This window comes from Paracoccus aminovorans, assembly GCF_900005615.1.
Taxonomy (GTDB): domain Bacteria; phylum Pseudomonadota; class Alphaproteobacteria; order Rhodobacterales; family Rhodobacteraceae; genus Paracoccus; species Paracoccus aminovorans.
This window is the reverse complement of sequence record NZ_LN832559.1, coordinates 448,433-469,092: the sequence shown is the minus strand read 5'-3', so window position 1 is coordinate 469,092 and position 20,660 is coordinate 448,433. Positions and strand designations below refer to the sequence as shown.

At 69.7% G+C, this 20,660-nt stretch carries 20 protein-coding genes; 13 read left to right on the top strand and 7 right to left on the bottom strand.

The window, feature by feature from the left end:
• Positions 1-201: 201 nt before the first annotated feature.
• The 4 genes from rplT to pyk all read right to left on the bottom strand — a co-directional run bounded on the left by rplT (position 202) and on the right by pyk (position 2,841).
• Positions 202-561, bottom strand: a complete 360-nt coding sequence (gene rplT / locus JCM7685_RS02400; RefSeq protein ID WP_074967247.1) for a 50S ribosomal protein L20 — start codon at positions 559-561, stop codon at positions 202-204.
• Between the two features lie 12 nt (positions 562-573).
• On the bottom strand, positions 574-774 hold the full coding sequence (gene rpmI, locus JCM7685_RS02395; protein ID WP_017998717.1) for a 50S ribosomal protein L35: 201 nt from the start codon (positions 772-774) through the stop codon (positions 574-576).
• A 108-nt stretch (positions 775-882) separates the two neighbouring features.
• Complete coding sequence (locus JCM7685_RS02390) at positions 883-1,359, bottom strand: hypothetical protein (protein ID WP_074967249.1); 477 nt, start codon at positions 1,357-1,359, stop codon at positions 883-885.
• A gap of 36 nt (positions 1,360-1,395) precedes the next feature.
• Positions 1,396-2,841 carry a pyruvate kinase gene (pyk, locus tag JCM7685_RS02385; protein ID WP_074967251.1) on the bottom strand — a complete coding sequence of 482 codons (1,446 nt, stop codon included), beginning with the start codon at positions 2,839-2,841 and terminating at the stop codon, positions 1,396-1,398.
• Between the two features lie 121 nt (positions 2,842-2,962).
• On the opposite strand from pyk, the gene JCM7685_RS02380 reads away from it, so the two are divergent.
• Positions 2,963-3,703 (top strand): N-formylglutamate amidohydrolase, encoded by a 741-nt coding sequence (locus JCM7685_RS02380; RefSeq protein ID WP_074967253.1) that lies wholly within the window; start codon positions 2,963-2,965, stop codon positions 3,701-3,703.
• Positions 3,703-4,737 carry an AbrB family transcriptional regulator gene (locus JCM7685_RS02375; protein WP_074967255.1) on the top strand — a complete coding sequence of 345 codons (1,035 nt, stop codon included), beginning with the start codon at positions 3,703-3,705 and terminating at the stop codon, positions 4,735-4,737. The genes JCM7685_RS02380 and JCM7685_RS02375 overlap by 1 nt, the downstream gene beginning before the upstream one ends.
• Here JCM7685_RS02375 and JCM7685_RS02370 read toward each other — a convergent pair.
• Positions 4,734-6,932, bottom strand: coding sequence for a primosomal protein N' (locus JCM7685_RS02370; RefSeq protein ID WP_074967257.1), 2,199 nt, complete (start codon positions 6,930-6,932; stop codon positions 4,734-4,736). The genes JCM7685_RS02375 and JCM7685_RS02370 overlap by 4 nt on opposite strands.
• 246 nt (positions 6,933-7,178) lie before the next feature.
• On the opposite strand from JCM7685_RS02370, the gene fsa reads away from it, so the two are divergent.
• The 4 genes from fsa (at position 7,179) to JCM7685_RS02350 (ending at position 10,397) form a co-directional block, all read left to right on the top strand.
• Positions 7,179-7,832: a fructose-6-phosphate aldolase gene (fsa, locus tag JCM7685_RS02365; protein ID WP_074967259.1), complete on the top strand. Its 654-nt coding sequence runs from the start codon at positions 7,179-7,181 to the stop codon at positions 7,830-7,832.
• Positions 7,832-8,551: a DUF484 family protein gene (locus JCM7685_RS02360; protein WP_074967261.1), complete on the top strand. Its 720-nt coding sequence runs from the start codon at positions 7,832-7,834 to the stop codon at positions 8,549-8,551. Before fsa ends, JCM7685_RS02360 begins: the two co-directional genes overlap by 1 nt.
• The gene (locus JCM7685_RS02355; RefSeq protein ID WP_074967263.1) at positions 8,548-9,486 is read left to right on the top strand and encodes a tyrosine recombinase XerC; all 939 of its coding nucleotides are present in this window, start codon (positions 8,548-8,550) and stop codon (positions 9,484-9,486) included. Before JCM7685_RS02360 ends, JCM7685_RS02355 begins: the two co-directional genes overlap by 4 nt.
• 152 nt (positions 9,487-9,638) lie before the next feature.
• Entirely contained in the window at positions 9,639-10,397 is a 759-nt protein-coding gene (locus tag JCM7685_RS02350; RefSeq protein WP_074967264.1) for a TSUP family transporter, read from the top strand.
• Between the two features lie 244 nt (positions 10,398-10,641).
• Here JCM7685_RS02350 and JCM7685_RS02345 read toward each other — a convergent pair whose 3' ends face one another.
• Together JCM7685_RS02345 and JCM7685_RS02340 are read right to left on the bottom strand one after the other, a co-directional pair.
• Complete coding sequence (locus JCM7685_RS02345) at positions 10,642-11,454, bottom strand: calcium-binding protein (RefSeq protein ID WP_083412678.1); 813 nt, start codon at positions 11,452-11,454, stop codon at positions 10,642-10,644.
• A 149-nt stretch (positions 11,455-11,603) separates the two neighbouring features.
• Positions 11,604-12,590, bottom strand: coding sequence for an asparaginase (locus JCM7685_RS02340; protein WP_074967266.1), 987 nt, complete (start codon positions 12,588-12,590; stop codon positions 11,604-11,606).
• A 153-nt stretch (positions 12,591-12,743) separates the two neighbouring features.
• Here JCM7685_RS02340 and JCM7685_RS02335 point away from each other — a divergent pair, with 153 nt between their 5' ends.
• The 7 genes from JCM7685_RS02335 to JCM7685_RS02305 all read left to right on the top strand — a co-directional run bounded on the left by JCM7685_RS02335 (position 12,744) and on the right by JCM7685_RS02305 (position 20,641).
• Entirely contained in the window at positions 12,744-13,271 is a 528-nt protein-coding gene (locus JCM7685_RS02335) for an invasion associated locus B family protein (protein ID WP_074967268.1), read from the top strand.
• A 106-nt stretch (positions 13,272-13,377) separates the two neighbouring features.
• Entirely contained in the window at positions 13,378-14,580 is a 1,203-nt protein-coding gene (gene rlmN / locus JCM7685_RS02330) for a 23S rRNA (adenine(2503)-C(2))-methyltransferase RlmN (protein ID WP_074967270.1), read from the top strand.
• A gap of 87 nt (positions 14,581-14,667) precedes the next feature.
• Positions 14,668-15,780, top strand: a complete 1,113-nt coding sequence (locus tag JCM7685_RS02325) for a transglutaminase-like domain-containing protein (RefSeq protein ID WP_074967272.1) — start codon at positions 14,668-14,670, stop codon at positions 15,778-15,780.
• A 202-nt stretch (positions 15,781-15,982) separates the two neighbouring features.
• Complete coding sequence (gpmI, locus tag JCM7685_RS02320) at positions 15,983-17,506, top strand: 2,3-bisphosphoglycerate-independent phosphoglycerate mutase (protein ID WP_074967274.1); 1,524 nt, start codon at positions 15,983-15,985, stop codon at positions 17,504-17,506.
• Positions 17,503-18,741, top strand: coding sequence for a murein hydrolase activator EnvC family protein (locus JCM7685_RS02315; protein ID WP_074967276.1), 1,239 nt, complete (start codon positions 17,503-17,505; stop codon positions 18,739-18,741). Before gpmI ends, JCM7685_RS02315 begins: the two co-directional genes overlap by 4 nt.
• The gene (locus JCM7685_RS02310) at positions 18,738-20,156 is read left to right on the top strand and encodes a S41 family peptidase (protein ID WP_074967278.1); all 1,419 of its coding nucleotides are present in this window, start codon (positions 18,738-18,740) and stop codon (positions 20,154-20,156) included. Before JCM7685_RS02315 ends, JCM7685_RS02310 begins: the two co-directional genes overlap by 4 nt.
• Entirely contained in the window at positions 20,153-20,641 is a 489-nt protein-coding gene (locus JCM7685_RS02305; protein ID WP_074967280.1) for an RNA pyrophosphohydrolase, read from the top strand. The genes JCM7685_RS02310 and JCM7685_RS02305 overlap by 4 nt, the downstream gene beginning before the upstream one ends.
• Positions 20,642-20,660: the final 19 nt, after the last annotated feature.

The window sequence follows — 20,660 nt, the reverse complement described above, 5'->3', positions numbered from 1 at the left end:
CGCCTTGCCCGGAGCGGTTCCGACGGCAGCTTTTCTTTTGTGCGCAAATATCCCGGGGGAACGCTCCTGAGGCCCCGTCGAGGGGCCGCAGGAGCGTGGGGGCAGAGCCCCCGACCCCCGCAGCGCAAAGGATCCCGCAGCCAAGAAAAAAACCCGCGTCCTCGCGACGCGGGTCCCATCATCTCGACCTTCGCCCGAAAATCAGGCGGCGGCTTTCGCCTGCGCGACCACGGCGGCAAAGGCCTCGGGTTCGTGCACGGCCAGGTCGGCCAGGACCTTGCGGTCCACCTCGATCCCGGCTTTCGCCAGCGCGGCGATGAAGCGCGAATAGGACATCTCCGCATCGACCAGACGCACGGCGGCGTTGATGCGCTGGATCCACAGCGCGCGGAAATTGCGCTTGCGCGTCTTGCGGTCGCGGGTCGCGTATTGGTTCGCCTTGTCGACGGCCTGGGTCGCGGTGCGGAAGTTGCGCGAACGGTTGCCGTAATAGCCTTTCGCCGCGTCAAGAACCTTCTTGTGGCGGGCGTGGGTGATCTTACCCGATTTGACTCGTGCCATGTCCGGTTCTCCTTAGCGGTTGTAAGGCATGTATTTCTTGACGATCTTCGCGTCCGCGTCGGACAGGATCATGGTCCCGGTCACGTCGCGGATGAATTTCGTCGAGCGCTTGATCATGCCGTGGCGCTTGCCGGCCGGGCCGGCCTTGACCTTGCCCGAGGCCGTCATCGAGAACCGCTTCTTGGCGGCCGCTTTTGTCTTCATCTTCGGCATTTTACTCTCCTTGCGGTCAGAGTGAACGCGCGACTCGGCAATGCCATATCGGCCGGCCGCGCGGGTGGAAGCGTGCCCTATAGGCGGGCACGCCGATCTTGGCAAGCCTTATTGGGCCGGCGCCGGTGCCGCCGGGGTCGCGTCATCGGACGCCTGCGCCGGGGTCTCGGCGGGCGTTTCCGCAGCCGGGACTTCGGCCGGAGCCTCGGCCGGGGCGACCTCGGCGGGCGCCTCGGGCGCGGCCGGGGTCTCGGCAGCAGGCGCTTCCGTGGCCGGCGCTTCGGCTGCGGGGGTCTCGGCAACGGGCGCCTCGGCCGCCGGGGCCTCGGCTTCCTGGGCGGGGGCGGTCACCGGATCGTCGCTCAGCGTCACCTGGCCGTTCACCAGCCGCTGCCAGCTTTCCTGCAGCGCCGCGACGCCGAAGGGCCGCGAATCCAGCCGGGCGCCGGCAAAGACCAGCACCAGGCCAAGCACCAGCAGGATGGCGGCGCCGCGCGGCGCACGGGTGCGCGCCACCGAGACGATGGCGGCCAGCACCGAGAGCACGCAAAGCGCCACGCCGGCCAGCAACAGGATGTCGATCATCGAATCACCTTTCCGTAACAAATCGTTAGGCGGGGCTTATTCCGGATCGGTGCGATAGATCAAGCGCTCGTCGCAGGGGGCGATGCGCAGGATGTTGGTGGTGCCGGGCACGTTGAAGGGCACGCCGGCCATGACCACGATCTGGTTGTTCTCGTCGGCGAAACCGAAGTCCCGCGCCGCCTTGGCCGCGTTCACCACCGCCTGCTTGAACCGCTCCAGCGACGGGGTCAGCACGCAATGGGTGCCCCAGGTCAGGCACAGCCGGCGCAGCGTCCGCTCTTCCGAGGACATGGCGATGATCGCCACGCGCGGGCGTTCGCGGGCCACTAGGCTGCCGGTGGTCCCGGACTGGGTAAAGGCGCAGATCGCGGAAATGTCGGTGGTCTCGGCGATCTCGCGCGCGGCGGCGACGATGCCGTCGGCCACGGTCTGGCGCTTGGCGCTGCGCGAGCTTTCGATGATCTCGCGATAGGTCGGGTCGCCCTCGACCGAACGCGCCACGCTGTCCATCGTGCCCACCGCCTCGACCGGATAGGCGCCGGCGGCGCTTTCGGCCGAAAGCATCACCGCATCGGCGCCCTCATAGATCGCCGTCGCCACGTCGCTGACCTCGGCGCGGGTCGGCATCGGGCTTTCGATCATCGATTCCAGCATCTGGGTGGCGACGATCACCGGCTTGGCCGCCGCGCGGCAGGCGCGCACCAGCCGCTTCTGGATCGGCGGCACCGAATGCACCGGCAGCTCGACGCCCAGGTCGCCGCGCGCCACCATGATCCCGTCCGAGACCTTCAGGATGTCCGAAAAGGCGCGCACGGCGGCGGGCTTCTCGATCTTGGACAGGATGGCGGCGCGGCCCTTGGCCAGCTCGCGCGCCTCGATCACGTCCTCGGGGCGCTGGACAAAGGACAGGGCCAGCCAGTCCACCCCCAGCCCGCAGGCGAATTCCAGGTCGTCGCGGTCCTTGTCCGACAGCGCCGCCAGCGGCAGCACCACGTCGGGCACGTTCACGCCCTTGCGGTTCGAGATCGGCCCGCCCGCCGTCACCGTGCAATCGGCGAAATCGGAGCCGCAGGCCTGCACCCGCAGCCGGATCTTGCCGTCGTTGACCAGCAGCTCGGCGCCGGGTTCCAGCGCGGCGAAGATCTCGGGGTGCGGCAGCTGCACCCGGGTCGCGTCGCCCGGCGTCGCGTCGAGATCGAAGCGGAACCCCTGCCCCTCGACCAGATCGTGCGGACCATCGGCGAAGGTGCCGACGCGCAGCTTCGGACCCTGAAGGTCGGCGAGCACCGCGATGGGACGGCCCGATTCGGCCTCGACCTTGCGGATGATCTCGTAGCGGGCGCGCTGTTCCTCATGGGTGCCGTGGCTCATGTTCAGGCGGAATACGTCGGCGCCAGCCTCGAACAATGCCCGGATGGTGGCGAAATCGCTGGATGCCGGCCCCAGGGTTGCCACGATCTTGACCTTGCGATGCCGTCTCATCCGTCTCTCCCGCCTGTGTTTGCGCTATCGGCTGCTCTATAGACCCATTCACCCTCACGCGGCAACTGGCGCCTTGCGCAAGGCTTGCACTAAACATTGCCCGATGCGAGGCAAAGGAACCATGACGGCAGAGGCTTTCACCACCATCGGACCCGCGCGCGACTCGCGCTGGCTGATCACCTGCGACCATGCCACCAACCGGGTGCCGGACTGGGTCGGCGGCGGATCCCTGGGCATCGCGCCCGCGGACATGGCCCGCCACATCGCCTATGACGTGGGCGCCGCCGGGCTGGCGGTGCGGCTGGCCGAGCGGCTGGGCGCTCCGGCGATCCTGTCGGATTTCTCGCGCCTCGTGATCGACCCGAACCGGGGCGAGGACGACCCGACGCTGCTGATGCGGCTCTACGACGGCACGGTGATTCCCGCCAACCGCCATGCCGGCCCGGCCGAGCGCGAGCGGCGGCTGGACCGGCTCTATCGCCCCTATCACGCCGCCTACGCGGCGCTGGCCGCGGCCCGGCCGGACCGGGCGATCTGCGCCATCCACAGCTTTACCCGCCAGCTGCGCGGCCGGCCGCGCCGGCCCTGGGCGGTGGGCGTGCTCTATTCGCATCACGACGAAAGGCTGGGACCGCCGCTGATCCGGGAATGCCGGGCGCAGGGCTGGATCACCGGCGACAACGAACCCTATGCCGGCCATCTGGACGGCGATTCCATCGACCGCCACGCGCTGGCCCATGGCCGGCCGAACGTGCTGATCGAGGTCAGGAACGACCTGATCGCCGACGCCGAGGGCCAGGCGCTGTGGGCCGAGCGGCTGGCGGGCGTGCTGGACGGCTTGCTGGGCCGGTGCGGGCTGTGATGCGCGGGGCGGCGGCCCGCCGGACCCTGACCTTTGCCCTGGCCGCCGCCGGCGGCGCGCTGTTCCTGGCGCTGCACCTGCCGCTGCCGCTGCTCTTGGGCCCGATGCTCGCCTGCCTGATCGCGGCGCTGGCGGGGGCGCCGCTGATGGGCGCGGGCGGGCTGGGCACCTTCATGCGCACCTTCCTGGGCGTCGCGGTCGGGGCCTCGATCACGCCCGAGGTGCTGGGCAAGATCCCCGAGATCGCCGCCTCGCTGGCCTTCGTCCCCGCCTTCATCCTGGTGATCGCGCTGGTCGGCTATCCGCTGTTCCGGCGCGGCTTCGGCTTCGACCACCCGACCGCCTGGTATGCCGCCATGCCGGGCGGCTTGCAGGACATGCTGGTCTTCGGCGAAGAGGCCGGCGGCGACGTCCGCGCCCTGTCGCTGATCCACGCGACGCGGGTGCTGGTCATCGTCACCGTGGCGCCGCTGATCATGCAAAGCTTCTGGGGCGTCGACCTGTCGCAGCCGCCCGGCGTCTCGATCCGCGCCACCGATCCCTATGAGATCGCCATCATGGTCGCCGCCGGGCTGATCGGCTGGAAGGGGGCCGAGCGGCTGGGCCTGTTCGGCGCCTCGATCCTGGGACCGATGATCCTGACGGCGGCGTTGTCCTTGTCGGGCGTGATCGAACACCGCCCGCCGGCCGAGATCATCCAGGCGGCGCAATTCTTCATCGGCGTCGCGGTCGGGGTGAAATATGTCGGCATCACCGGACGCGAGCTGCGCATCGACGTGACCGCCGGGCTGGTCTATGCGCTGTTTCTGGCGCTGATCAGCCTGGTCTTCATCGAGTTGATCACCCATCTGGGCCTCGCGCCGACGCTGGACGCCTTCCTGGCCTATCTGCCCGGCGGGCAGGCCGAGATGGTGGTGATCGCCATCATCGCCGGCGCCGACCTGGCCTATGTCGTCAGCCACCACCTGCTGCGCATGGTGATCGTCATCACGCTGGCGCCGCTGGCCTCGAAGCTGATCGAGCGGCGGCGCTAGAAAAAGCTCTGCGGGTCGATGTCCACCGCCAGCCGCAGGTTCGTCGGCGGCTTCGGCGCCTGCGCCAGCCATGCCGCGATCGCCGCCTGCACCGGCGCCTGGCGCGGGGCGCGGATCAGCATCCTGACCCGGCAGCGGCCGCGGATGCGGGTGATGGGCGCCGGCGCGGGGCCGAAAAGCTCGGCCCCCACGGCGCGCAGCGGCTCGGCCCGGCGGGCAAGCGCATGGGCGTAATCCTCGACCACCGGCATGTCGGGATGCGACAGGATGATTCCCGCCAGCCGGCCGAAGGGCGGCATGCCGGCCGCTTGGCGCTGCGCCGCCTCGGCGTCCCAGAAATCCTCGTCCCGGCCCGAGAGAATCGCCCGGATCACCGGATGTTCGGGCTGATAGGTTTGCAGCAGCGCCAGCCCCCGCGCCTCGCCGCCCTCACGCCCGGCCCGGCCGGCGACCTGGCGCATCAGCTGGAAGCTGCGCTCGGCCGCGCGCAGGTCGGCGCCTTGCAGGCCGAGGTCGGCGTCGATCACGCCGACCAGCGTCAGGCGCGGGAAGTTGTGGCCCTTGGCGACCAGCTGGGTGCCGATGATGATGTCGGTTTCGCCGGCCCCGATCTCGGCGATGGCCTCCTTCAGCGCCCGGGCCGAGTGGAACAGGTCCGAGGACAGCACCGAGACGCGGGCCTCGGGGAACCGTTCGGCGACCTCCTCGGCCAGACGCTCGACGCCGGGGCCGATGGCGGTCATCTTGCCCTCGACGCCGCAGGCAGGACAGGCGGTCGGGATCGGCTTGGTCTCGCCGCATTGATGGCAGACCAGGCGGTTCTGGAAGCGGTGCTCGACCATGCGGGCATCGCAATGGTCGCAACCGATCTGCTGGCCGCAGGCGCGGCAGGCGGTGATCGGCGCATAGCCGCGCCGGTTCAGGAACAAGAGCGACTGCTCGCCGCGCTGCTTGCGGGCGGCGATCTCGGTCGCAAGGCGCGGGCTGATCCAGCGGCCCCTCTCCATCTCTTGCTGCCGCAGGTCGACGGTGCCCATTTCCGGCAGTTCGGCGGTGCCATAGCGCGACCGCAGGTCCAGCCGGCGGTATTTCCCGGCGGCGGCGTTGACCCAGCTTTCGACCGAGGGCGTGGCCGAGGCCAGCACCACCTGCGCCTGTTCGATGCTGGCGCGCAGCACCGCCATGTCGCGGGCGCTGTAATAGACCACGTCCTCCTGCTTGTAGCTGGAATCGTGCTCCTCATCGACGACGATCAGGCCCAGGTCGGCAAAGGGCAGGAACAGGGCCGAGCGGGCGCCGACCACCAGGCCGACGTTATGCGTCGCCGCCATGGTCCACAGCCGGCGGCGCTCGCTGCGGGTGATGCCGGAATGCCATTCGCCGGGCCGGGCGCCGAAACGGGCCTCGACCCGGTCGAGGAACTCGGCCGAGAGCGCGATCTCGGGCAGCAGCACCAGCGCCTGCCGGCCCTGGCGCAGGCATTCGGCCACGGCCTCCAGGTAAACCTCGGTCTTGCCCGAGCCGGTGACGCCGCGCAGCAGCGTGGTGCCATAGGCGCGGCGGGCGACCTCGGCCCGCAGGGCATCGGCGGCCTCGGCCTGGTCCTGGGCCAGCGGCTTGCCGGGCAGGCCGGGATCGAGCCGCGGATAGGGCACGTCTCGCGGCGCCAGCACCTCGGCCAGCGTGCCGGACTTGACCAGCCCCTGCACCACGCCCGGGCTGACACCGGCCAGCTGCGCCAGCTCGCCGGGGGCGAAGCCGGCACCGCCGTGATCCTCGATCACCCGCAGGACGGCGGCGCGGGCGTCGGTCATGCGCTCGGGCGGCGGCCCCGCACGATGGATGATGCGCCGGGCCGAGGGCGGCTGGTCCAGGTCCGGCGCCCGCGTCGCCATACGCAGCATCGCAGGCAAGGGCGTCAGCGTGTATTCGCCCATCCGGGTCAGGAATTCGATCATGCCCCCCGACAGCGGCGGCGCATCGACCAGCCGAGCGACGGGCCGCAGCTTGGCCATGTCGAAATCGCCCATGCCCGGCCCCCAGACCGCCCCCATCACCCGGCGCGGTCCCAGCGGCACCACCACCAGCTGGCCCAGCCGCACCCCGCCCTCGGGCGCGAGATAATCCAGCACGCCGACGACTTCCTGCGTCAGCACGGCGATGCGCGCGCCATGGGGATAGAAGGGCGGCGGCATCGGGTTCAGGGCACCGCAGCCCAGCCGACGAACAGCAGCAGCGGCCAATGCCCGACCAGCACCGGGCCGGCGGCCAGCAGCGGCAGCAGATCGAACAGGTCGGGGTTCAGGGCTTCCAAGGGCACTCTCCTGCGGACAAGGCCGGGATCTTGCACAGGGCCGCGCCCGCCCGCAAGCCGGGCGGACTTCACGCGCCGGCTGTTATGCGCTAAACCCGGGGCAAAATCGCAAAAGGGGTCCCCGCAGATGAAGTTCTTTGTCGATACCGCCGACGTCGCCGCCATCCGCGAGCTGAACGATCTGGGCATGGTGGATGGCGTCACCACCAACCCGTCGCTGATCCTCAAGTCCGGCCGCGACATCCTGGAAGTCACCAAGGAGATCTGCGACCTGGTCGACGGCCCCGTCAGCGCCGAGGTCGTCGCCAGCAAGGCCGGGGACATGATCCGCGAGGGCGAGCACCTGGCGAAGATCGCCCCGAACATCACCGTCAAGGTGCCGCTGACCTGGGACGGGCTCAAGGCCTGCAAGGCGCTGTCCTCGCAGGGCCACAAGGTCAACGTGACGCTGTGCTTCAGCGCCGCGCAGGCGATCCTGGCCGCCAAGGCCGGCGCCACCTTCATCAGCCCCTTCATCGGCCGGCTGGACGACATCAACTTCGACGGCATGGAACTGATCGCCCAGATCCGCGAGATCTACGACAATTACGACTTCCAGACGGAAATCCTGGCGGCCTCGATCCGTTCGGTTAACCACATCACCGACGCCGCCCGCATCGGCGCAGACGTCATCACCGCGCCCCCGGCCGTGATCAAGGCGATGGCGAACCACGTGCTGACCGACAAGGGGTTGGAACAGTTCAACGCCGACTGGGCCAAGACCGGGCAGAAGATCGTCTGATGCCCGCCGAAACCAAGGCCGAACCCCAGCCGCTTTCCGACGAGACCCGCGCCCGGCTGCTGGCGCAGCCCGAGCTGATCCTCGCCGACCGCGACCTGATGCGCGCGCTGATCGGCGCGCGCGAGGCCGAGGTGGGCGAGAACGTCATCGATATCCGCGGCCGCGCCATGCAGGCGCTGGAATCGCGGCTGGACCGGCTGGAGGCGGCGCATGAATCGGTGATCTCGGCCGCCTACGACAACCAGTCGGGGATGAACACCATCCACCGCGCCGTGCTGTCGCTGCTGGAACCGATGGAGTTCGAGGATTTCCTGGAAAACCTCGACCTGGCGGTGGCGCCGATCCTGCGGGTGGAAACCCTGCGGCTGGTGATGGAATCGGGCGGCGCCCTGCCCCAGCCCGAGGCCAGCGGCCCGCTGATCGTCGCCCCCTCGGGCACGGTGGCCGAGCTGATCTCGGGCGGCCGGCGCGCGCCGCGGGGCGACGACATCGTACTGCGCCGCACCGCCAGCCAGACCCAGGCCTTCCACGGCGAAACCCGGGCGCCGATCCGCTCCGAGGCGCTGTTGCCGCTGGACCTGGGCCCCGGCCGCTTCCCGGCGCTGCTGCTGATGGGCTCGGCCGAGATGGGGCGGTTCAACCCTGCGCAGGGCACGGACCTCTTGCGCTTCTTCGGCCAGGTGTTCCGGCTGGTGCTGATCTCCTGGCTGCGGCGATGAGCGGCGGGGCCGAGCCTCTGGCGCTGGCCCCGGCCATGGCCGACAATCTCGCGCGCTGGCTCGACAGCGAAAAGGCGACGCGCGACCTGTCCGAACACACGATCCGCGCCTACCAGGCCGACCTGCTGGCCTTCCTGGCCTTCCTCGGCGGCTATCACGGCACGCCGGCCCTGCCCGCGACGCTGGGCAGCCTGACCCAGACCGACATGCGCGCCTTTGCCGCCGCCGAGCGCGGCCGCGGCCTTGGCGCCCGCTCGCTGGCGCGACGGCTTTCGGCCACGCGCAGCTTCATCCGCTGGATGTCGGACCGGCACGGCTTCGACGCCTCCAGGGCGCTGGCGGCGCGCAGCCCGAAATTCACCCGCTCGCTGCCGCGCCCGCTGGCGCCGGACCAGGCCGAGGCGGTGCTGGACATCGCCGGCGACACCCACCCCGAACCCTGGATCGCCGCCCGCGACACGGCGGTGCTGACGCTGCTCTACGGCTGCGGGCTGCGCATCTCCGAGGCGCTGAACCTGAACGGCGCCGACTGGCCGTTTCGCGAGGCGCTGACCATCCGCGGCAAGGGCGGCAAGGAACGCCAGGTCCCGGTGCTGCCCATCGCGCGCGAGGCGGTGGCGGCCTATCTGGCCGTCTGTCCCTGGCCGCTGGAACCGCAATCGCCGCTGTTCCGCGGCGCGCGCGGCGGGCGGCTGAACCAGGCGCTGATTTCGGGCGCGATGCGCCACGCCCGCCAGGTCATGGGCCTGCCGCCGACGGCGACGCCGCATGCGCTGCGTCACAGCTTCGCCACCCATCTGCTGGCGGCGGGCGGCGACCTGCGCACCATCCAGGAACTGCTGGGCCACGCCAGCCTGGCCACGACGCAGGTCTATACCGGTGTAGACGACGCCCGGCTGTTGGCGGTCTATCGCTCCGCCCACCCCCGCGCCTGAGCGCCTTCACCACCTCAGAAATACCCGCGACAACCGCGCAGCCCGCAGCGACAAGGCCCATCCGCCCCGATTTCTTCGTTCGCCAAATACTCACCCCGGCCGTGCCGCGCAGGGCGGCTTTACATTCCGCGCAAGGCGCCGCAAAGGGCGGCATGTTCCAGCTTTCCCTCGACCTGCTGCCGATGCTGATGACGGCCGCCTTCGTCGCCGGCTTCGTCGATGCCATCGCCGGAGGCGGCGGGCTGATCACCGTGCCGGCGCTGATGCTGGCCGGGATCCCGCCGGCGCAGGCGCTGGCCACCAACAAGGTGCAGGGCGTCTTCGGCGCGGCGACGGCGGCCATCTCCTATGCGCGGCGCGGGCTGGTCGATCCGCGCGCGCAATTGCCCGAGGCCGCCATCGCCTTTCTCGCCGGGCTGGCCGGCGCGACGCTGGTAAGCTGGCTGCCGACGCAGGCGCTGCGGTTCGGCCTGCCGGTGCTGCTGATCGGCATCGCCGCCTTCTTCGCGCTGAAACCCGGGCTCGACGACACCGACCGCCTGCGCCGCCTGACGCCGGCGGCCTTCGCCGCCACGGTGGTGCCGGCCGTGGGCTTTTACGACGGGCTGCTGGGGCCGGGCACCGGGTCCTTCTTCATGCTGGGTTTCGTCACGCTGGCGGGCTACGGCATCCTGAAGGCGACGGCGCATACCAAGCTGCTGAACTTCGCCTCGAACCTGGGCGGGCTGACCGCCTTCGCGCTGGTCGGCCAGCCGCTGTGGCTGGTGGGGGCCGCCATGGCGCTGGCGCAGGTGGCCGGCGCCATGCTGGGCGCCAGGCTGGCGATGCGGATCGGCGCGCGGGTGATCAAGCCGCTGCTGGTCGCCACCTCGACCGCGCTGGCGCTGCGGCTGATCTGGCAGATGCTCTGACAGATCGCCAAGAGACCGTGCGCGGCGGCAGCGCGGACCCGGCCAGGCGCCGGACAAACCTGCATCCACAAGGTTGTGCCTTTCCAGACTGATCCCCGAAGCCGGAACGATTTTCGTCGCAGCTGACTCGGGAATCCTTGTTCGTCAACCTTCGATGGGAAGGGGCCTGCGCCCCATTTCCCGTAGGCCGTGACCGATGCCGAAGCGGCGCGCGCGCCGCCCGGCACCGGTCCGCCGGAAGGGATCAGACGAAGACGAACATCGATGAGTCGAGTTCCGCCATCACCACGCCTTCAAGCACCAGCGCATTGCCGCCACCCAGCTCGAAAACCGTATTGCCGCCGGACTGCCGGGCGGCGGCCATCAGTTCGGCATAGCTGTCCACCCCGTCCAGATCGACGCGGATGGTCTCGGCCCGGTGATCCGAGTCGCAGCCGCAAGCCCCGGTCTCGAAATCGATGATGCGGTCGCGGCCGCCGTTGAAGACGAAGGTGTCGTGCCCGTAGCCCCCCGAAAGCAGGTCGTCGCCGGCGCCGCCGTCGATCAGGTCGTCGCCGAAACAGCCGTTGAGCGTGTCGTTGCCGCTGCCGCCGAACAGCTGGTCCTTGCCGAAGCCGCCGTGCAGGAAGTCGTTGCCGGCCTCGCCCTTCAGGATGTCGTCGCCGAAGCAGCCATGCAGGCTGTCGTTCCCGGTGCCGCCCCACATCCGGTCGTTGCCCAAGCCGCCATGCATGAAATCGTTGCCGCCCTGGCCCCACATGCTGTCGTTGCCGTTGCAGCCATGCATCGAATCGCCGCCATTCCCGCCCCACATGCGGTCGTTGCCGAAGCCGCCGTGCAGGAAATCGGCGCCGTCATGGCCGCGCATGGTGTCGTTGCCGCCGCCGCCCAGCAGGGCATCGTCCCGGCGCGTCCCCTCCAGGATGTCCGCGCCGGCGGCGCCCTCGACCAGGTTCAGCCGCGGCAGACGCGCCAGCTGCCGGGCCAGTTCGGCGGCCACGTCGGCCAGGGTCTCGGAATAGACGGACCAGTAATAATCATAGGGCAGCGTTGCCATGGATCTACCTCATTAACAAAAAGGGCTTTGCCCGTTTCACGGGTGGATCCACACTGGCACATCCCCGCCGTGCCCGACATGCGCAGGCCGGGCCGGCGGCAGGAAACCGCCGGCCGAAATGGTTCGGAATCAGGCTTTTACCGAAGGGTTCAGTTCGGGAAACCCGAGGCGCAGCGCATCTCGCCGGTCTCGAAGCCGCGCCAGTTGCGGATCGGGCCGGTCAGGTATTTCGCGACCACCGGGTCCTCGGCGGACAGCAGGCCCAGGTGCACCATCAGCGCGGTGATCGCCGCCTCGGCGCCGCGGGTGCCGCCGTCCGAGACCTTCAGCGCCACCCCCAGCCCGCGCTCGGGGACGATGGCGACGAAGACCGCTTCGGCGCCGGTCTTGACCACGGCGCGGCCCCGCATGGCGCGCATCAGGTCGGTGCAGGCCCGGCCCTCGCCGGCGACGAGATCGGGATGGGCCGCCATCGCCTCGAACAGCCGGCGCTGCGCCGCGCCGCGCTTGCCAGAACGCGGGCGGGCGAACCCGGCCATGGCGCGGGCGAGCCCCTCGACCGTGCAGGCGAAATTCGGCGCCGAGCAGCCGTCGAGCCCCCAGCCGGCGGCGGTCTCGCCGGTGACCTCCTCGAAGGCGCGGCGCACGGCGCGCTGCACGGGATGGTCCAGCTCGACATATTCCGGCCCGGCGTTGATGTGGCGCTTCAGCGTCAGAAAGCCGGCATGCTTGCCCGAACAGTTGTTGTGGACCTGGCAGGGGCTCGCGTCCGAACACAGCAGCCGGCGGTATTCCTGCGGATCGCGCGGCATATGGGCGCCGCAGCGCAGGTCCTCGTCCTCGAAGCCCAGGCCGGACAGCCAGGCCTCGACCCGATCGACATGGCTGCGGGCGCCGTTGTGGCTGCCGCAGGCCAGCGCCAGGTGCTCGGGCCCCAGGCCCACCGCATCGGCGGCGCCGCTTTCCACCAGGGGCAGCGCCTGGATCATCTTGCACGAGGATCGCGGGAAGATCACCGTGCCCGGATTGCCCCAGGCCTCGACCACGCCGTCGGCATCCGAGATCACCACATGGCCCAGATGGCTGCTCTCGCGCAGGCCGCCGCGCCACAATTCGATGAGCCTTGCTGCCGTCATGGGTCGCATTTCCTCTGACAATCGCGCGATTTTCCACAGAATGGGGGTTTTTCCCGCGTTCAATTTCGCATTATCTTGCAGCCAGATGGTTGAAAACACCACCGTCATCGGCAACAAACCGGATCGAACCGGACCATGGCAGGAGACCAGAGCATGTTGAAATCCGCGCCGCGCGCCGCAGCGGCAGCCGCTGCAATCGCGATCGCCGCGTCTTCGCCGGTCCTGGCCCAGGACTCGACGAATGTCATCGGGACCGAGGGCGACTGGACCGTCTTCTCGGCGAACAGCCCCAAGGAATGCTGGGCCGTCTCGGCGCCCAAGTCGACGCAGAACCTGGATTCCTCGGGCAAGCCCAAGGACGTGACCCGCGGCGACATCCGCCTTTACGTCGCCTATCGCCCCGGCCAGGGCGGCGAGGTCTCGTTCTCGGGCGGCTATCCCTTCGCGCCGGATTCGGCGGTCGAGGTGAACATCGGCGGCAATGTCTTCAAGCTGTTCACCGAAGGCGAAAGCGCCTGGACCGGCTCGCCCTCGGAAGACAGCAAGCTGGTCAGCGCGCTGCGCGGCGGCTCGTCGGCGGTGATCAGCGGGCGCTCGGCCCGCGGCACCGTGACCAAGGACACGTTCAGCCTGTCGGGCATCACCGCCGCGACCAACAAGGCGCAGGCCGCCTGCAAATAGGCCGCAGCCACCGGAACGGACAGGGACAGGGGCTTCGGCCCCTGTTTTCTTTTGGACCGCTTTCGCCTATATAGGGGCCTTGCCCAACGCCCGGACCCGCCCAGCCATGAACGCCCCGACCCCTGCAGCGCCCGCCGCCCCGATCACGCAGGACCTTCTGACCATTCCGCGCAAGCTGCCGGAATCGGCGCTGACCAACATCGTCGGCCTGACCCGCGAGCAGCTGCGCGAGGCGCTGGTCGCCGCCGGCACGCCGGAAAAGCAGGCGAAGATGCGCGTGGGCCAGATCTGGCAATGGGTCTATCACTGGGGCGTGCGCGATTTCGCGCTGATGACCAACCTGGCCAAGGACTATCGCGCCTTCCTGGCCCAGCGGTTCCAGATCGCCCTGCCCGAGATCGTCACCCGCCAGGTCAGCGCCGACGGCACCCGCAAATATCTGCTGCGCATCAGCGGCGGGCATGAGGTCGAGACCGTCTACATCCCCGAGGAAAACCGCGGCACGCTGTGCATTTCCTCGCAGGTCGGCTGCACGCTGACCTGTTCCTTCTGCCACACCGGCACGCAGAGGCTGGTGCGCAACCTGACCGCCGGGGAAATCGTCGGCCAGGTCATGGTCGCCCGCGACGACCTGGGCGAATGGCCCCAGCCCGGCGCGCCCAAGGACGAGACGCGGCTGGTCAGCAACGTCGTGTTGATGGGCATGGGCGAGCCGCTCTACAATTTCGAGAACGTCCGCGACGCCATGAAGGTGGTGATGGACGGCGAGGGGCTCAGCCTGTCGCGCCGCCGCATCACGCTGTCCACCTCGGGCATCGTGCCCGAGATCGCCCGGACCGCCGAGGAGATCGGCTGCCTGCTGGCGGTCAGCTTCCACGCCACCACGGACGAGATCCGCGACAGGCTGGTGCCGGTGAACCGCAAATGGAACATCCGGACGCTGCTCGACGCGCTGCGCGAATACCCGCGGCTGTCGAATTCGGAGCGCATCACCTTCGAATATGTCATGCTGGACGGAGTGAACGACAGCGACGAGGACGCGCGCCGGCTGGTCAAGCTGATCCGCGGCATCCCGGCCAAGATCAACCTGATCCCCTTCAACGAATGGCCGGGCGTGGCCTACAAGCGCTCCAGCTGGGAACGGATCGAGGCTTTCGCCGACATCATCCACAAGGCCGGCTACGCCTCGCCCATCCGCACCCCGCGCGGCGAGGACATCATGGCCGCCTGCGGCCAGCTGAAATCCGCGACCGAGCGCGGCCGCAAGTCCAGGGCCGAGATCGCCGCCGAAACCCGCGCCAGCGCTTGAGCCGGGGCGGGATCCCGCCTAGCATGAACCGGTCCGGCAGGGCGGCCGCCCTGCGACGCTGAACGCGAAACGCGAAAGGAGCGGATCATGCCTTACCAGCCTCGACGCAGCTTCCTGAAACTTGCCGCGGCGGCGGGCCTCGCGCCCGTGCTGGGCGGCCTCGCCCTGCCCGCGCGGGCGGCCGAGCCCCGCCGCTTCGCGCCCCAGCCCAGCGACTGGCGCAGCTTCCAGACCGTGACCCGCGTCACCCTGCCCGCGGGGTCCGGACCGGCGCAGGTCTGGCTGCCGGTGCCCTCGCTCGACAACGACTACCAGCGCAGCATCGGCAATGAGATCGGCGGCAATGCCGCCAGCGCCCGCATCGTCACCGATCCCGCCAGCGGCGCCCGCTACCTGCATGCCAGCTTCCAAGGCGGCGGCGCGCCGGAACTGGTGCTGACCAGCAGCTTACAGACCCGCAACCGTACCGTGGACTTGTCCCGGACCGCCGAGGTCGCCGAGGATCCGGCAGTGCTGAAGGCCGCACTGCGGCCCTCGGGCAACAAGCCGCTGGACGGAGTCGTGGCGGAAACCGCGGCCGGCATCACCGCCGGGGCGCAAAGCGATGTGGACAAGGTCCGGGCGATCTATGCCTGGATCGTGACGAATTGCCATCGCAACCTGGACACCCCCGGCTGCGGCCCCGGCGACGTCGTGGCCACCCTGGCCAGCGCCGGCAAGGGCGGAAAATGCGCCGACCTGAACGGGCTTTTCGTGGCGCTGGCCCGGGCCTCAGGCGTGCCGGCGCGCGACGTCTACGGCATCCGCGTCGCGCCCTCGGCCTTCGGCTTCAAGCAGCTCGGCGCCAATGACGCCGCCATCACCGGCGCCCAGCATTGCCGGGCCGAGGTCTGGCTAAGCGGTCACGGCTGGGTCGCCATGGATCCCGCCGACGTGCTGAAGGTCATGCGGGCCGAGACCGACACCTGGATCAAGGACCCCGCCGATCCGCTGGTGACCCAGGTCAACGCGGCGCTGTTCGGCAATTGGGAAGGCAACTGGGTCGGCTACAACACCGCCGAGGACCTGGTTCTGGCCGGCCGCGACCGGCCGCTGCCCTTCCTGATGTATCCGCAGGCGACGCTGGACGGAAAGCCGCTGGACGAACTCGACGCCAAGGCCTTCGCCTATGAGATCACCGCCCGCCCGCTCGACGCCTGATCCCGGGACCGGCGCGCCCCGCCCGCGCGGCGCGCCGCCTCTGCACCGTTTCCCGAATGCCCGGGCGGCCCCGCGCCGCCGGCACCGCCCGTTCAAGATCGCCCGTTCACGATCGGCGGCGCCGGGCGGCAATTCCCAGCGCGAACTTGCCCCCCGGCCCTTGCGGCTTTAGAAGCATCCCGATCCGCGAAGAAGGCCGCCCATGACCCGTCCGAAACCCGTCGTCCTCTGCATCCTCGATGGCTGGGGCATCTCCGACCGCCCCGAACAAAGCGCCCCGGCACAGGCGCAGGTGCCGAACTTCGACCGGCTGATGCGCGAATACCCGCACGGCACCCTGATCACCTTCGGCCCGGACGTGGGCCTGCCCCGCGGCCAGATGGGCAATTCCGAGGTCGGCCACACCAATATCGGCGCCGGCCGGGTCGTCGCCATGGACCTGGGCCAGATCGACCTCGCCATCGAGGACGGCAGCTTCTACCGCAACACCGGCCTGGACGAATTCGTGCGCAAGCTGCAGGCCAGCGGCGGAACCGCGCATCTGATGGGCATCATCTCGGACGGCGGCGTGCACGGCCATATCCACCATGTCGTCGCCGCCGCCCGCGCCGTGACCGACAAGGGCGTGCCGGTGGTGGTCCATGCCGTCACCGACGGCCGCGACGTGCCGCCCAAATCGGCCCTGGGCTTCATCACCGAGCTCGAAGGCAGCCTGCCCGAGGGCGCGCGCATCGGCACGGTCATCGGCCGCTACTATGCCATGGACCGCGACAACCGCTGGGAACGGGTCTCGCGCGCCTATGCGATGATGGTCCACGGCAAGGGCATGCCGGCGACGGATGCCGCCCGCGCCGTGGCCGAGGCCTATCGCCATGACGAGACCGACGAATTCATCCAGCCGCGGGTCATCGGCGATTATGCCGGCGCCCGGGACGGCGACGGGTTCTTCTGCCTGAACTTCCGCGCCGACCGCGCGCGCGAGATCATGGCCGCCGTCGGCGACCCGGGCTTCGACTCTTTCGACACCGGCCGGCGCCCGGAATGGGCGGTGCTGCTGGGCATGGTCGACTACTCGGCCCGGCATGTCGAATTCATGGACGCGGCCTATCCCAAGCGGCAGGTGGCGAACACCCTGGGCGCCTGGGTCGCGCAGAAGGGCCTGCGCCAGTTCCGCCTGGCCGAGACCGAGAAATATCCGCATGTCACCTTCTTCCTGAACGGCGGCCAAGAGGCACCCGAGCCGGGCGAGGACCGCTTCATGCCGCAAAGCCCCAAGGTCGCGACCTATGACCTGGCGCCGGAAATGGCCGCGCCCGAGGTCAGCGCGAAACTGGTCGAGGCGATCGAAGCCGGCTACGACCTGATCGTGGTCAATTTCGCCAATCCCGACATGGTCGGCCATACCGGCAGCCTGCCCGCCGCGATCCGCGCCTGCGAGGCGGTGGACCAGGGCCTGGGCCTGATGCTGGCGGCGCTGGAACAGGCCGGCGGCGCGGCGGTGGTGATCGCCGACCACGGCAATTGTGAGACCATGATCGACCCCGAGACCGGCGGCCCGCATACCGCCCATACCGTGAACCCGGTGCCGGTGATCGTCTTCGGCGGCCCGGCCGGCGCCACGGTCCGCGACGGCCGGCTGGCCGACGTGGCACCCACGGTCCTGGACCTGATGGGCCTGGAACTGCCGCCCGAGATGACGGGCCGCTCGCTGATCGCCCGCGCATGAGGCTGAAGCTGCTCCTGCCGGTCGTCGCCGCGCTCGGCCTCGGCTCGATGGCCCCGGCGCAGCCGGCGACCCCGGCCCAGACCGATTCGCCATTGGGCCAGGCCGCGCAGGAGGCGGCGCAGGCGGCCGAGATGCTGCGCGCCGCCGTGGATCAGCTGGACGAGGCGCTGACCGAGGACGACCAGGTCGCTTCGCTGACCCGGATGATCCGCGCCTATGAACAGGGCCTGTCGGCCCTGCGCAGCGGGCTGCGCCGCGCCGGCGTGCGCGAGCAGGAGATCCGCACCGAATTCGACGCCCGGCGCGACCGGCTGGGCCGGGTGCTGGGGGTGATGACCTCGATGCAGAAATCGCCCGAGACCATGCTGCTGCTGCATCCCGCCGGACCCGAAGCCTCGGCCCGGGCCGGCATGATCCTGGATGCCGTGGCCCCCGGGCTGGAAGCCGAGGCCAGGGAGATGCAGCAGAAGCTGGAAGAGATCCGCGCCGTCCGCGCCATCCAGCTGAATGCCGCCAACACGCTGGCTCAGGGCCTGGGTCAGGTGCAGGAGGCGCGGCGGCTGCTGGCCTCGGCCGTGACCGACCGTTCCAGCCTGCCGGTGCGCTTCGGCAAGGACCCCAAGGAGCTGACGGCGCTGGTGCAATCGGCCGACACGCTGGAAGCCTTCGCCTCGGGCATCACCGGCATGGAGCAGGACGTGGGCGCGCCGATGGCCGATTTCGAGGGCGCGCAGGGCAGCCTGCCCCTGCCCGCCCTGGGCCAGGTGATCCGCCGCTACGACGAGCCGGATGCGGCCGGCGTGCGCCGCCCCGGCCTGGTGATCGCCACCGCGCCGGCGGCGCTGGTCACCACGCCCTGGCCGGCGACGATCCGCTATCGCGGCCCGCTGCTGGACTATGGCAATGTGATGATCGTCGAGCCGGCGCGCGGCTATCTGCTGATCTTCGCCGGGCTGGCGCAAGTCTTTGGCGAGACCGGCGACGTGCTGGCCGCGGGCGAGCCGGTCGGGCTGATGGGCGGGCAAGAGCCCCCGGCGCAGGAATTCGGGGCCGAGTTCGTCGCCGATGCCGCCGCCGGCGGCGGCGCTGGACAGAACGAGACACTGTATGTTGAACTGCGCCGGGGCAAGGAAACGCTGGACCCGGCCGAGTGGTTCGTGATGAATCCCATTGTCGGCGATACCACGCAGGGTGGAACCGGCCGAAACGCAACCGGGCAGGACGAGACGGAATGAAACACTATCTTCTGGCAGGGGCGATCGGCACGCTTGCGGGTGCGGTGGTCGCCACGCAATTCGCCGGCCCGCTGGTCGCGCAGGAAACGGGCAAGAACGCCTCGGTCTATGAGCAGCTGGACCTGTTCGGCAATGTGTTCGAGCGGGTGCGCTCGGACTACGTCGAGCAGGTGGACGACAAGAAGCTGATCGAGGCGGCGATCAACGGCATGCTGACCTCGCTGGATCCGCATTCGTCCTTCCTGTCGGCCAAGGATTACGAGGACATGCAGACCCAGACCCGCGGCAGCTTCGGCGGCCTCGGCATCGAGGTCGGGCAGGAGGACGGGCTGGTCAAGGTGATCTCGCCCATCGACGACACGCCTGCCGCCGAGGCGGGCGTCAAGGCCGGCGATTTCATCACCCATGTGAACGGCGAATCGCTGATGGGGCTGAGCCTCGACGAGGCGGTCGAGAAGATGCGCGGGCCCATCGGCTCCGAGATCAAGATCACCATCCTGCGCGAGGGCGAGAAGGAGCCCTTCGACCTGACCATGACGCGGGACACGATCAAGCTGACCGTGGTCAAGACCCGGATCGAGGGCCATGCCGTCGTTCTGCGCGTCACCACCTTCAACGACGAGACCATGGATACGCTGAAGACCGAGATGGCCAAGGCGATCAAGGAGGCCGGCGGCATCGACAAGGTCACGGGCTTCGTGCTGGACCTGCGCAACAACCCGGGCGGGCTGCTGAACCAGGCCATCGAGGTCTCGGACGCCTTCCTCGACAAGGGCGAGATCGTCTCGACCCGCGGCCGCAAGCCCGAGGAATCCGAGCGCTGGAACGCCAAGCCGGGCGACCTGGCCGAGGGCAAGCCGATGGTGGCGCTGATCAACGGCGGCTCGGCCTCGGCCTCCGAGATCGTCACCGGCGCGCTGCAGGACCACCGCCGCGCCATCGTCGTGGGGACGAAATCCTTCGGCAAGGGCTCGGTCCAGACCGTCATGCCGGTGACCGCCGACAGCGCCATCCGCCTGACCACGGCGCGCTATTACACGCCCTCGGGCCGGTCGATCCAGGCGCTGGGGATCCAGCCCGACATCATCGTGCAGCAGCCGACCCCGCCCAAGGACGAGGAAGGCGCGGACGAGAACAAGCCCAAGACCGACTCGAAATTCCTCAGCTCCGAGGCCGACCTGCGCGGCGCGCTGAACAACGACGCCGTGTCGGACGAGGAGAAGAAGCAGATCGAGCAGGAGGCCAAGGAAGTCGAGGCCACCGCCAAGCTGCGCGAGGAGGATTACCAGCTGGCCTATGCCGTGGACATCCTGAAGGGGCTGGCGGCGATGGACTACAGCGCCAAGGCCGTGCCTGAAGAGGCCAAGCCCGCCAATACCGGCGAGGCCTCGGGCCAGGGGGCGCAGTCGGAATGAGCGAATTGCTGGGCCCGTCGGGCCTGCCCTATCGGCCCTGCGCCGGGGTGGTGCTGATCAACCCGGCTGGCCTGGTCTTTGCCGGGCAGCGCATCGACAACCCGACCCCGGCCTGGCAGATGCCGCAAGGCGGGATCGACGCGGGCGAGACGCCGCGCGCCGCCGCCCTGCGCGAATTGGTCGAGGAGACCGGCGTCACCACCGACTTGGTGGACGTGCTGGCCGAGACCGCCGACTGGGTGACCTACGACCTGCCGCCCGAGCTGCTGGGCAAGGTCTGGAAGGGCAAATACGGCGGCCAGAAGCAGAAATGGTTCGCCATGCGCTTTCTTGGCCCGGACGAGGCGGTGCGGATCGCCACCGAACATCCCGAATTCGACCGCTGGCAGTGGATGCGCGCGGCCGATGTGCTCGAGTCGATCGTGCCTTTCAAGCGCGATGTCTACGCCCGGGTGCTGGGCGAATTCCGCGATATCCTGGCCTGATCGCGCCGGTGGCGCGGCC